This is a genomic window from Caulobacter sp. GW821-FHT10A06, from assembly GCF_059415805.1.
Map to the genome: position 1 here is coordinate 641,723 of NZ_JBWKNY010000005.1, position 12,822 is coordinate 654,544.

Genomic DNA, 12,822 nt, shown 5'->3' on the forward strand with positions numbered 1-12,822 from the left:
GGCGTCATCACCTCAATGATTTGTGTCATTGCTAAAAGCAATTCCTGACATTGTCATTGTCGCTGCCAATTTATGCCTCGAGGGGCGAGCGCTCTGTCCCAGCGCGCCTCCTATTGCGACGCGCCCACTGGAGACGGACCACAATCTCAACGACGCGTGGTGACTCATAGCTGCCGTTCGGAATGGCAGTTCGTCGATGGCGATGGCGATGGCGATGGCGATGGCGATGGCGGACGGGCCTGCTTTCGCAGAGGGCCGGCCTCGTCTCCAACCGCAACTGGTAGAGGTGCAAGCGCTTCGACGGATTCGTTGCCGAACAGCCGAGACGCTGACAGAAGCGCCGGCGGCCATAAGGTTGGGTCGGCATCAGACGGTGCCATGAGAGTGATGACTATCGCGTTCGCCGTGGACTACTGAGTGGGTCGGACGTTCGGATGCGTCCGATCAGCTTTCAATCGAGCAGGCGCGGAACATCGCGGCCAAGCTGCAAGATGCTTTCGGGATGTGATAGCCTCCGCCGAAGGGGCGAAATGAACAAACCCGAATCGCACAAGCACGCGGTCATCCGGAAACTGTCGATACGGCGGTATCGCGGCCTTGAAGCGCTGGACTGGTGTCCCGACCCGACCCTGAATCTCGTCCTAGGCGGCGGGGACGTCGGCAAGACCACGATCCTTGACGCGGTCAGCCTGCTGCTCAGCGCCTCCAACGCGAACACGGTGTCGGAGACCGACTATTGGCGCCGCGACAATTCCACCGAGTTCTCGATCGAAGGCGTCGTCTCGCTGCCCGAAGGCGTCGATCCCAACGGCCTCTCCATTCTGCTGATGCCGTGGGAGTGGAACGGCCAGGACGCCGTCCTGCCGGGCAACCCTCAGGACGGCGACGTCGCCGAGGCGAAAGAGCCCGTCTATCGCCTTCGTGTCCGAGGCACCCCCGATCTCGAATTGGTCTGGGAGGTCGTGCAGCCTGACGACAGCACCATCCCCTTGTCGGCCGCCTTCAGAAAAAAGATCGGCCTGATCCGCCTGAGCGCCGACGACCGTAACGACCGTGACCTGCGCCTGGTGTTCGGATCGGCCTTGGACCGGCTGCTGGCCGACCCGGCGATCAAGGCGCGGATCGCCAAGCAGGTCGCCGAGCAGGACTTCTCCGTCCCGGTGGGCGAGGACGGCCAGAAGGCCCTCGAGCGACTCGACAAGCGCCTGAGCGACGCCGCCCTGCCGCACGGTGTTCAGCTCGGTCTGACCTCAAGTCAGGGCCTCTCCATCGGCGCCTTGATCGGGCTGCTGGCGGACCGTGACGGCGTGGCCTTGCCGCTGGCGAGCTGGGGCGCGGGGACGCGCCGCATGGCCGCGCTGGAGATCGCCTCGGCGACGCAAGCCGACAACTCCGTGACCGTGATCGACGAGGTCGAGCGCGGATTGGAGCCCTACCGGCTCCGCCAGCTTTTCGCGATCCTGCAAGGCAGCTTCGGCCAGTGCTTTGTCACGACCCATAGTCCAGTCACCATCCATTGCGCCCGCTGGGGCAAGCTCTGGTATCTCGACGGGGGCGGCCGGATCGGCGAACTGGCCCAGGACAAGATCGCCGCCCAGCAGCAGCGCGATCCCGAGACCTTCCTGGCCAAGCTGGCGGTGATCGCCGAAGGCCCGACCGAGATCGGCTTCCTGCGCCGTTTGCTGGAGCTGGCCTTCAAGACCGATCCCGTAAACCTCGGGGTCCGCCTCTGCGACGGCCAGGGGAACCAGCAGGCGCTGGGTCTTCTGGAAGCCTTGGGCGAGGCTCGCCTGAGCTTCGCCGCCATCGTCGATGACGAGGGCGTACAAGGCGGACGGTGGAACACTATCAAGCAGGCGATGGGCGATCGCCTGCTTCGCTGGGACGCCGCCTGCACCGAGAAGGTGGTGATTGATCTTCTTCCGGAAGAGCGTCTGGCCGACCTCGTGAAGACGCCGGACGGGGGGGGGGGACGGCGAGCGGCTCCGCACCTTGGCCACGCGGCTCGGGCTTAAGGATAAGTCCTTGCCCGCCATCCACGCGGCCCTGGAGGCTGAGGGCGCATCGCTGAAGGCGCTCATCATCGCCGCCGCGACCGGCAGCGCGGCCGGGGCGCCCGAGGACGCGAAGAAGGAGTGGAAGGGCCACGCCGGCCGCTGGTTCAAATCGCGGCAGGGGGGCTACGATCTGGCCGGCTGCGCGCTCGCCGACGACGTCTGGCCTAAGCTGGAGCCGACGGTCCTGCCGCTGCTCAACGCCATCCTGATCGCCGTGAACAGGCCCGCGATCGAAAGTCTGGATCGTGGCTGACGCGTCGGTCGCGGCGCTGCTCCGATCCGATGAGCCTCTGGTCGTCGTCGAGGCGCCAGCAGGATGCGGAAAGACCTATCAGGGCGCCGCCTACGCGCGAGACGTCTCCGAGCGCTTGAGCCAAGGGCGGCTCCTGATCCTTACCCATACGCACGGCGCCTGCGGGGTCTTCGCCGAGCGCACTCAAGGTCTCTCCGGGCGGGTCGACATTCGAACCCTGGATTCGCTGATCAGCCAGGTCGCCACCCTCTATCGCCGTGCGCTCGGCCTGCCTGACAACCTCTCGACCTGGGCCTATCAGAACGACGGCGAGGGCTTCGATATCATGGCCGACAAGGTCGCCGGTTATCTGGAACGGCACCCGATCGTCCGAGAAGCCATCGCTCGGCGTTATCCCGTCATCATCTGCGATGAACATCAGGACGCCAGTCAGGCCCAGCACCGGGCCATCATGGCGTTAGGTCAGGGCGGGTCGCGCTTGAGGATCTTCGGCGACCCGCTTCAGGCCATTTTCGCCAATACCAAATCAGACAAGGCGATGGCCGCAGCTCTTGCACAATGGGAGACGCTGAAGGCAAATGCGACCTTCGACGAGCTCGATCACCCCCATCGCTGGCAAGGCGGAGCGCCCGCGCTGGGCCGCTGGATTTTGGCCGCCCGCGCCGAATTGAAGGCTGGACGTCCGATCGGGCTCAACGGTCCGCCCGTCGACGGTCTAACGATCGTGCGGGCCGACAATCTTTTGAACGTCCGCACGGCCTATCAGCTTGGCCGCGCCGACCGCGCGTCGATCGACGCGGCCGCCCGAGGCCCGGTCATGGTCCTGGCCGCCACCAACGAGCGGGTGCGGGCGTTGAGTGCGTTCTGGGGGCGGCGCATCCCAATCTGGGAAGGCCACACTCGCTCGGCGCTGGCGGACCTGGTGCAGGTCGCCAAGGCCCACAAGGGTGACGCCGCGCAGATCGCGCAAGGGTTCGCGCAGTTCGCCGCCTCGGTCGCGGGCAGCGGCTTTTCGGCTAGCAGTCACGGCGATCGGCTGGTGAAGGAAGTTCGCGACGGCTGCGCCAAGCCCGCGCGGGGCAAGCCCGGCAACATCCAACGGCTGGCCCGCCACGTTCTGGCGGCTCCCGATCACCAGGGTGTCGCGGTCGCGCTGCAGGAGTTTGGCGAGTTGGTCGCCGCCAAGGCCGACGGGTTCGGCGACATCCAGGTCGTCCATCGCAGCGAGCTTCGCGACGCGATCCGCCTGAAGGCCTTTGACTGTCCCGATGAAGGTTACGCCGAGATCGCCCGGCGCAGGTCACATGCCATGCCGGCGCCGCCGGTCCGTACCCTCAGCACCGTTCATAAGGCCAAGGGGCTGGAATGCGACAACGCCCTGCTGATCGCCGGCGATCGCGACCAGTTCAGCGGCACCCAGTACGCGCGCTGCAAGCTCTATGTCGCGCTAAGCCGGGCCAAGCGATCCCTCACGATCGTCGTCTCCCAGAACAATCCGAGCCCGCTGTTCGTGGCCGGTTAGCGCTAGCGCGTGTTGATCTCAAAGGCGCGCAAGCTGGTCGGCGTTGACCGGGGCGATGGCCGCTGCATGCGCTGCGATGAGCGCCTTGAACCTGCCAAAGGCGACCAGGCAGGCGTCACGCTGGGTCGTCAGCACGTCGGCTATGACGGGCAACGCGAAGGGCTCGGCGCCGCCAAACCCATAGGTCACGCCGCCGCCCTTTCTGGGCCGACGCGTGACGATGTCGGTGACGCCGATCACGAACCGGCGCGAAAAGCGGTGATTGTAAGCGTTTCGGAAATCGGCGGTGGCGTTGCGATAGGCCCCGTTTCCCACCTTCTGAAGGGCCATGCGAAGCTTTTGGGCGGGCCTGGCCCAGGGCTCTAGCGCCTTGTCGAAGGCGTCCTGATAGATCTCGTGATCGAGGGCGAGGTCGTCGACCCAGGCTGAACCCTGGAGCGCCTGATTGGCCTGGTGCGACAGGTGGGCACCGGCGAAGAAGAACCGCGACCGGATCACGTAAGGCAGGTTGAGGCTGATCGTGGCCAGGTCGTCGATGGCGATCCAGCACGCCTCCAGCTTTTCGACATCGTCGAGCGTCTCCACGACGACGGCCCAGGCCCGCAGCCGTTCGATGTGGTCGGTCAGCTTGTTGATGATGTTGGCCAGCTCCCGAACGAACTCCTCGTGCATCTGGGAATAGGCCATCCACGTCATGAACAACGGGTCGGGCAATGGGCTGTCGCCACGAGTGACGATAGGGGGCTCGGAGTGCCGCGCGTTCAGCGCGTCGTCAAAGCGCCGATAAAGTTCAAGGCTCATTGTGGGGCTCGTTGGGCTGATTGGGACGTCGAGCAAAATGTTCCGCGGCCGTCGCGAGCCAGGTCGCTAATTTCGTACGGTAGTGGATCAAGCTATTGAAGCTCCAAGTTCTATTGGACGTGTAACTGTCCTAAGACTTCGGACGATAGCAGTTCAATCCTCCAACGTGAGTCAATGTCCGCAATTATTACTTGGCGGACCTACACATATAAAAGCGGCGCCGCGTAAGCTCAGGCGGTGGCTCGGCTAATGCGCTCGAGATAGTTCTCCAAGGACATCATCGGCTTTGACGCATCCTCTATGAAAGTTAGAGAATGGAGGATCGAGGTCTCATAATGCGAGGCGCACATGACCTCGCCCTCATCATCGAACCAGTGGGTAGCCTCCGGGATCAGGTCGAACGATAGCGGATGGCGGGCGAAGGGGTTGTGGAATACCTCCAGCTCAGCGGCCAGAGGTTCGGCACCCTGCGGCCAAAGGCTCCGATACTCTTCGCTCATGATATCGAGCCGGAACGGCTTGCCCTCGTAGGCCCCAGGCCTACGGTCGAAGAGTTCCCCGAACCGTACGACCCGAGCCCCTGGTGTCGGTGCGCCCCGCGTGATCATGTAGCGGTTGAGCTTGGCCACGGAGCAAGCGTTCGTGAAGATGAGCGCGGACAGCTCCGAAGCGCGGTCGTCTCGAAACAGACCCGCAGGAAAGGCACCCGGGCCTTTCAGCGTCGCGGTTGTGAGCCGTTCAGGGATCGGTTGTGCGTGGGTGCGATCCAGGCGGGCACCTTCGCCGTACAGATAACCGACTAGGCTCGAACGGCTCCACACCATCGACGCCCCGCCCTGGAAATCCGCCAGGGCGATCGTAAAGGGTTTTCCTGTGACATGATCCAGGTCCGCATACCGCCGTTGAAGCTTGCTGCCGATCGTCTTGGCGAACCGTTCGGCGGCGGCCCCAAAGAACAGCTCTTCCTTGTCGTCGGGGGCATGAAGCGGCGGCGCATTGACGTGGTCGTAGGCGACCGGCGGGTTTGCGGTCACCGCCTCGACCCAGGCCTCGCCGCCCCGCCGGTTGCTGATGTGAAAATCCGGGGACTCGACCGGTTGGCTGACCAGCAGGCCCTGTTCGCGGAAGGAGCCTAGGAGTTGCGCCTCCCAGAGTCGGGTGTGGAAGTTGGCGGTCTGACAGTCGCTGACCCAGTTGGCGTCGGGATTGGGCAGGGACAGATAGAGCTGGTTCAGGAGCCAGGCAGCACCCGTGTGGGTCGGGCGGAGCAAGGTCTTGAAAGCCGGACTAAGCGTCCGGCCAGCGAGGTCTCGCAGGCTGGCGCGGCGTCGCACGGAAGGGGGCAAGGGCTCCGGCGGATCTGTATCCCGGAGCCGGTCGGCGACCGCGGCCTTCGCCGCGTCGAATGTCTCGAAGCCGTGTTCGTCAGAGACGATCGTCCAGACGTCGTCCACCCGCCGCCGCATGGCGAGAATGCCGTAGGAGCCGTCGGCGTCATCCCGCCGTACGCACCCCCAGCTGCGTTCCTCGTCGCCGATCCAGGCTCCGACGGGCGAACGCGTCCCGAACCCGTGCCCACGGGGCAGGGCCAGGGCGAACACGTCGAACATATTGGGGCGGAGTTCGTTCATCGCCTTAACACCAGCTTTCGGCAGCGTGATCAGGGGCCTGCCCAATTACGCATGCTCATGGCGCGACCCGGCCGACAAGGCGGACCTTCGGATCGGCAGAGAAGTGTGGATTGTAGTCCTAAGCACCGAAGCGCTGTTCGGCATCTTCATCGAACCAACCTCGCCTCTCGAATATTGCGAGAGCGATCTTGGCAACGGAAGGCCAGGAGAAATGACCGGCGATTCACGGGTATAGATTTCGGGACCTGGCAGACTAAGGGAAGATCAGACTGGGAAGAAACCAGCTCTTTGACCGTCCGTGGCGAACTCACCCGCAAACCACGTAAACGCAACGGCGTCGGCCACGGCCTGAGGCGGCGGCTTGTTCTCGATCACGATGACCTGGACCTCAGGACCGATGCGGGTCAGCGAGTTCCAGAACTTGGCTTCAACGCCATCGCCGACCCCCGCGTCCGGTTGGGCGCCGGGCTGGAGGTTCTTCTGCTTACTGAACGCGGTCAACGGCGAGTCAATGACGACCAGCCCCGCATGCGGCCGGCCGCGCGCTCGACAGTAGTTGAGAAGGCCGATGGCGAAGGCCGAATATAGCACACCCCGCACACCTTTGCCGTGTGACTGGCGCGGCTGTCCATCGACGTCAATATCAAAGGCGTTTTGGTCGAACGTCACCTTACCACGCCCTGGCCAGCTCCAGTCCTTGAGCACGAGCTCGATCTCCGTACAAAGCTCGTCCACCGCCTTGCCTGGAAGCGCTTCCCACTTGCGGGCTGTGGTGCGGGGGCGCCGAGCCTCAGCCTCGATGGTTTGACGCATGGCTCGCAGGCCCTCGGCCTGCTCCTTGTCGCTGCGTGCGGCTTCGAGGATGACCCTGCGCTCCACAAGGCGGGTGAGGCGGGCGTCAGCATCGCGCAGACCTGGATTCATCAGCGCCTGGGCTTGGCGATCGACGCGGGCGATCGTTTCGCGCGCCTCGTCGCGGGCGCGAGTCTGGTATTCGCGCCGAGCCTCGACATTCTCGATCGTCGCCGTCAGGTCGGCCCGCAACGTTAGGATCTTGGCCGCCTCGGCGCGGGCGGCAAGTTGGACGTCGGGCACCTCGACCTCATGGTGCTGATGCTCGTCCATCATCTGGTCACACAGTGGGCAGAGCACCGACTGCAGGGCTCCAAAGTAGTGGGCGCCCTCGGCGATGAAATCCAATCGCTCCAGGTCAGAGGCGTATCGACCATCGAGCAGTCGGTAGCGGGCTAGCAGTTCGTCGATCGCCAGCACTTGGCCTTCGGCCTTGTGTTGCTGGGTGAGGGCGTTTTCCCGTTCGCGTTGGAGGGATTCATGGGCCTGGGTGCTGTCGTCCAGGATCGTCGACAACCGAGCAATAGCGTTCTCGACCTTCTCGATAGACTCCTCGGCTTCATCTCCGATTGCCGCCAGCCGGGTGTCCAACGGCTCCAACAAGGTGTCGATCACCGCCAGCTTGGCGTTCAGCCGTGCGACTACGACGTCGTTTCGTTCGGCCGAGACCACTTCGCCGTCATCGCGCCCCGAAAGCGAAAATGCGAAGGCCCTCTCATTGATAGTCGTATCGAACCCCGCCTGGCCCCGGACGGGTGAGCGCGCGTCGATCACCGCGACCTCGTCGACCAGCATGGACGGCATCCAATGACGGAAGGTCAGCCGCTGAAGTTCGCCGAACCGGTTCTTACGAAGATTTGCTTCCGGTAAGTCGGCGAACGGAAACAGCACCGAAGTGATGTCGTCGGCCTTGCTCTTGCCTCGCCGGCGGGGAACCACGGTTACGACGTCGTTTGCCTTGGATGATCCGTCGATCTCGCAACTTTGTGCTGTCAGGTCGCCCCCGGCCAGCGGACGATAGAGGGTCAGCGGTTCACCCTCGTCGTTGGCGAATTGGACGAACAGCTGCGAGTAGGGCTCGGACAACGGAAATCGTTTGATCGTGTCGGCGCCGAAGATGAAGTCGAGGCACTGGACAAGATAGCTTTTGCCCGTGTCGGAGACGCCGGCGAGGATATTAGCCCCCGGCGCGAAGGTCAGTTCGGCGTCCGGAACGCCGGGGCCCCTAACGACCACCTTCCGCAGCTGAAACACGACTAAAGCTCCAATTCATTGAGAGCGGACAGGCGGTCGAACTCCGCGCCCCACTGTCCGATATTGCTTTCCATGAAGGCTGCGAGTTCAGCGTCCTCGAGGGTGCCGAAACGTTCGATGACCCATCGCGCGCGCCAACGCAGCGCCTGGGCGTATTCGTTGGACAAGAGCTGCACGAAGGCCTCAGTCAGATTGGTACGGCAGTAGGTGATGCCTTCCCGATCGAAGCTTTTCTTCAACAGTTCTCTTGAGAACATCTGATCTAGGCCGGCGCGAAGCACGTCGCGCTTGACCAGCATCTCGCCGCCGCGGAAGGGGACCGCCGGATGAAGGCTTTCGGGTCCTTCGTCAACGTCGCCCGAATGGACCAGAAGATAGTCGTAGGCGATTAAGCGCTGCAAATCGCAGGGACGTCCGTCGGCGGCGGTTAGAATGAAAAGCAGACGCAGGCCACATTCGAGCGGCGTGTTGAACAAGCGCTGCTCTGACTTCAGCAAAGGGACCGAGGGGCCGATCACGGCGCGCACCAGTGTACACGGTCGTCATTGGCCATCTGATGGCACATCCCTTCGCGATCCATGGTCTGGACCAAGTTTGCAAGGATGTGGCCGCCCAGTTGCAAACTCTGGGCAGCCTTGATCGTATCAACTAGGCGCTTGTAGCCCGAAGCGCCCGGGGCGCTGTAGTTGTGGAAAAGCCCGTTGCTGAACTCGTCCAGCAAGGTGGTGAAGAAGCCCGCGTCGGCCATGTTGTCCCGAGCCAATTCCTTGAGGCCCTCGGCGGCATAAAAAGTGATGCGGGAACGATCGAAGAGCACGCGGAACGTCCGGTCGTGGGCAAAATCGGTCGGCGTGCTGACCGCGACCTTCAATTCGTGGCCGATCAATTCGAAAAGCTGACCCACATATGCCGTTTCCAAAGGCGCGACAGTCGACGGCGGTGGTTGGGTCGGCGGGCGCTCAACCAAGGGCAGGCCGAAGATCACATGGTGGTACTTCGTCTTGCCGTGTTCGGCGATCAGTTCGAGCGGCTGCTTAACCCGAAAGATCGAGAAGTCGAACGCTTCGACGTAGACCTTAAAGGCACCCGTAAGGGGCACGTCGAACTTGCCCGAAACCGCCTTCGCGCAATGGGCGTCCCAGTTGTCCAAGACAAATTGCCGAAGAGTCTTTGGAGCATCGATCAGATCTTGGAGCGGCCCCGTGACTCCCAAATGGGTGACGAAAGCGTAGATTTCCGGAACCGGAAATTCGTTCTTGAAGGTGTAATATAGCAGCTTGGCGATCTCGCCGGCTGCCGCGCCACCGCCAAGGCGGGTCGCATAATGTTTGCATTGATAGATTTGGCTGCGGCGCGGTTGGACCGAAGGCGGATCGAACCACACCACAATGTCGCGTCCTTTATCGCCGGCACCGCCGCGCTGTTGAACTTCCAGCGCGCCGGGCAGATGAATCTTCAAGAATCCCTCTGCCCACTCAAGCGTAAAGCGCTCGAAATCCAGCGGGCTGAACTGGGCAAGTCGGTCCAGGGGAGAGACGGGCAACCCGGCCGCCACGCCGAGGAGGTGGGCATTGGCGTTCGGCCAGGGCGTCGGGCTGGGAAGGACGGCGGGTTGGAACTCCGCTTGAACCTTACCTTCTGCTCCCAACCGAACACCCGCTTTTCAATGGCGCCTACGCGACGCTCTAGCCCTTAGGATGAATGACCCTTGAGACTCACGCTGTGATGGTTTCGTTCTAAACAGCTGAATTGCCACGGTCCAGCTTAGCACCCTCCTCTTCGGCGCAAGTTCAGGTCGACTCTGCTGCGCGGACTTCGCGTCCGCCAAACTTACAGCTCATCAGCGGAGCGACCCAAATTCAAGGCGAGGTGAGGCCGGTTTTCTCGTCCTAGGCGCTTGAGAGTCCGGTTCCTGGCGGGGTGCCGATGTCTGCAAATGGCGCGACCCTGCCGCCAACGCGGACTTCCAGCTCGGAAGGGAAGGCGGCGAGGGGCGAGAGTCACACGCGCGAAAGCCGTCGCTAGGCTCCTGCGCCGAGCATCAGCGTCGACGCGCGAATGCCAGGGCTGAAGGCTTTCAGGCCGTTCAGGAGCTCAGCGCCGGCTTGCTCCAGGGCCTCGATTGGCATCGGAGCCAAGCGTTCTAGAACGAACCACATCCTGGTGGTGTCGGCGCCGATGCGGGTTCGAACGCCTTGCCGCCAATTCCAGCGCCGGCACGTGACGCCCCGGGCGTCCCGCCAGACCACCTCTCCACGATCGACCGGCTCGATCTGCGGCCGACCCTCCTGGATGGTGTCAAACGGCTCGCCGCCGATCGCGCGGATCAAGGACGGCGCTCCTGCGTAGAGGTCCGCGTCCTCGCCGCCGATGGGCAGCGCAAAGCGGACGCTGATAGCGTTGTAAAGATCGACGACCGCGTTGACTGTCGGCAGCCGGCCATCCTTAAGCGCGCGCTTGCGCAGGGCATCGGCCGAGCACGGTGTACGTTGAGGCTTGGCGCCGAAGGCGCGATAGGCTTCTCGCCAAGCCTCCAGATGCGCCTCAGCCCAAGGAGCCGCGTCCAGCATACCGCATGCTGCGTCCAACAGGCCGGCGCTTTGGGCGTCGCTCTCTGTGTTGCGTGCCGCATTGACATAGATGCTCAGCGCGGTGAAGTCCGGTCGTAGGGCGAAGATTTCTGGCGAGATGGCAGGCGCGAACGACATTGGAATGACCCTACCTAGCCGGTGATGGCGCTGTGCACGAGGCTGGCGGCGAGCGCCAGCATCAGTATCCCGATGGCCACGTCGAGTACGCGCCACGCCATTGGCCGGGCGAACAGCGGCGCCAGGAAGCGCGCGCCGAAGCCTAGCGAGGAAAACCAGACAAAGCTGGCCAGGGCTGCACCAGCCATGAAGAGCGGGCGCTCCAGGGGCGGCAAGCTGGCGCCGACCGCTCCCATCAACATGACGGTGTCAATGTAGACGTGCGGATTCAGGAAGGTGAAGGCGGCCGTTCCCGCCAGGGCCGCGCCCAAGGTCAAACCGGCTTCTTGGCCGATAACCAGGGCTGAAGGTCTGGCGGCCCGGCGCAGCGCCGAGATTCCGTACCAACTCAAGAACGCTGCGCCGCCGAGGCTGAGCCCGAGGGCCAAGCCCGGGATCAACGCCAGGACCCCGCCCAGCCCGCTGACACCAGCCACGATCAAGGTGGCGTCGGCGAGCGCGCAAAACAGCACGATCGGCAGCACGTGCTCGCGCTTCAGGCCTTGCCGCAGCACGAACATGTTTTGGGCGCCGATCGCAATGATGAGGCCGGCGGAGAGGACGAAGCCCTTGGTGAAGGCGGGAAGAACGTCTTGGGTCATGGGCGCTTGATGCCCGACGTGGACGCTGTAGGCTAATTCAGGTTCCTTACGTTAAATTAGGCGAGCTAATGTTGGACTATGCTTCGCTTGCCGCCGTCGCCGCCGTTGCCCGCGAAGGCAGCTTCGATAAGGCCGCGGCGCTGCTGGGCGTGACCCCCTCGGCCGTGTCGCAACGAGTCAAAGGCTTGGAGGAACGCGTTGGCGCAATCCTACTGACGCGCGGCGCGCCTTGCCGTCCCACGGACATGGGCGCCAAGCTTTGCGCCCATGTCGAACAGGTGCGCCTCCTGGAAAGTGAGGTGATCCGTAACTTGCCAAGCCTGGCCGGCCCGACCCTCGAGCCTTCGACCGTCCGCGTGGCGGTCAATGCCGACAGCGTCAGCACCTGGTTTCCAGAAGCCGCGGCGCTCTTTGCTCGAGAGACGGGCGCGATGCTGGACTTGGTGCTTGAAGACGAAGCTCACACGGCTGACCGCTTGAGGTCGGGCGAAGTGCTCGCGGCCGTAACGGCGGATCCGTCGCCGGTGTCCGGCTGCAAGACCTACCCGCTCGGCGCCATCGACTACGTCGCGGTCGCCAGCCCCGCATTTATGGTGCGCTTCTTCGCCGACGGCGTCGGTGCGGACAGCCTTCAAGCCGCGCCCATCCTGCGTTTCGATCGACGCGATCAGTTGCAGGCGCGGTGGGCTCGCGAGGCTTGGGACGTGGAGATTTCTCCACCGACGCACTGGGCGCCCTCGACGCCGGGCATGCTGGATATGACTCTTGCTGGCCTCGGCTGGGCGACCACCCCGACGGTTTTGGCCGCGCCACATCTAAGCGCCGGCCGTCTTGTTGAGCTTTCGCCGAAGCATCGAATCTCGGTTTCGCTCTACTGGCAACGCACAAGACTGTCGGCCCGGCTCCTCGACAACCTTACCCAGGCTATCCGAACGGCCGCCACCCGCACATTGGCGCCTTGCTAGTCAAAGAAGGTGCGCGCCGACGCCTCAAATCGGTGCCCTCGATCATCCGCCAGGTTCGGTGTTGGCCGTCGCGGCAAGGCGCCGAATGTCGCGTTCTTGGAGGTGCGCTAACGTCGGCTCCTGGCGCTGCATCGACCA

General features: G+C 63.7%; 11 protein-coding genes. 4 read left to right on the forward strand and 7 right to left on the reverse strand.

Annotated features, from left to right (window positions below; all coding sequences use genetic code 11):
* The first annotated feature begins 530 nt into the window (after window positions 1-530).
* From AC07NF_RS17940 to AC07NF_RS17950, 3 genes are read left to right on the forward strand one after another with little or no spacing between them, the layout of a single operon-like run.
* Window positions 531-2,015 carry an ATP-dependent nuclease gene (locus tag AC07NF_RS17940; protein WP_494628714.1) on the forward strand — a complete coding sequence of 495 codons (1,485 nt, stop codon included), beginning with the start codon at window positions 531-533 and terminating at the stop codon, window positions 2,013-2,015.
* 10 nt (window positions 2,016-2,025) lie between these two features.
* Window positions 2,026-2,310, forward strand: coding sequence for a hypothetical protein (locus AC07NF_RS17945; RefSeq protein WP_494628713.1), 285 nt, complete (start codon window positions 2,026-2,028; stop codon window positions 2,308-2,310).
* Window positions 2,303-3,832 carry an ATP-dependent helicase gene (locus AC07NF_RS17950; RefSeq protein WP_494628712.1) on the forward strand — a complete coding sequence of 510 codons (1,530 nt, stop codon included), beginning with the start codon at window positions 2,303-2,305 and terminating at the stop codon, window positions 3,830-3,832. The genes AC07NF_RS17945 and AC07NF_RS17950 overlap by 8 nt, the downstream gene beginning before the upstream one ends.
* A gap of 18 nt (window positions 3,833-3,850) precedes the next feature.
* Here AC07NF_RS17950 and AC07NF_RS17955 read toward each other — a convergent pair whose 3' ends face one another.
* From AC07NF_RS17955 to AC07NF_RS17985, 7 genes are all read right to left on the reverse strand, one after another.
* Window positions 3,851-4,633, reverse strand: coding sequence for a hypothetical protein (locus AC07NF_RS17955; RefSeq protein WP_494628711.1), 783 nt, complete (start codon window positions 4,631-4,633; stop codon window positions 3,851-3,853).
* Between the two features lie 230 nt (window positions 4,634-4,863).
* Window positions 4,864-6,309 (reverse strand): hypothetical protein, encoded by a 1,446-nt coding sequence (locus tag AC07NF_RS17960; RefSeq protein WP_494628710.1) that lies wholly within the window; start codon window positions 6,307-6,309, stop codon window positions 4,864-4,866.
* 219 nt (window positions 6,310-6,528) lie between these two features.
* Window positions 6,529-8,370 (reverse strand): hypothetical protein, encoded by a 1,842-nt coding sequence (locus tag AC07NF_RS17965; RefSeq protein ID WP_494628709.1) that lies wholly within the window; start codon window positions 8,368-8,370, stop codon window positions 6,529-6,531.
* A gap of 2 nt (window positions 8,371-8,372) precedes the next feature.
* On the reverse strand, window positions 8,373-8,897 hold the full coding sequence (locus AC07NF_RS17970) for an ABC-three component system middle component 2 (protein ID WP_494628708.1): 525 nt from the start codon (window positions 8,895-8,897) through the stop codon (window positions 8,373-8,375).
* On the reverse strand, window positions 8,885-9,829 hold the full coding sequence (locus AC07NF_RS17975; RefSeq protein ID WP_494628707.1) for an ABC-three component system protein: 945 nt from the start codon (window positions 9,827-9,829) through the stop codon (window positions 8,885-8,887). Before AC07NF_RS17975 ends, AC07NF_RS17970 begins: the two co-directional genes overlap by 13 nt.
* Window positions 9,830-10,391: 562 nt before the next feature.
* Window positions 10,392-11,078 (reverse strand): B3/B4 domain-containing protein, encoded by a 687-nt coding sequence (locus tag AC07NF_RS17980; protein WP_494628706.1) that lies wholly within the window; start codon window positions 11,076-11,078, stop codon window positions 10,392-10,394.
* A gap of 14 nt (window positions 11,079-11,092) precedes the next feature.
* Window positions 11,093-11,719: a LysE/ArgO family amino acid transporter gene (locus tag AC07NF_RS17985; RefSeq protein ID WP_494628705.1), complete on the reverse strand. Its 627-nt coding sequence runs from the start codon at window positions 11,717-11,719 to the stop codon at window positions 11,093-11,095.
* A 68-nt stretch (window positions 11,720-11,787) separates the two neighbouring features.
* On the opposite strand from AC07NF_RS17985, the gene AC07NF_RS17990 reads away from it, so the two are divergent.
* Entirely contained in the window at window positions 11,788-12,684 is an 897-nt protein-coding gene (locus AC07NF_RS17990) for a LysR family transcriptional regulator ArgP (RefSeq protein WP_494628704.1), read from the forward strand.
* Window positions 12,685-12,822: the final 138 nt, after the last annotated feature.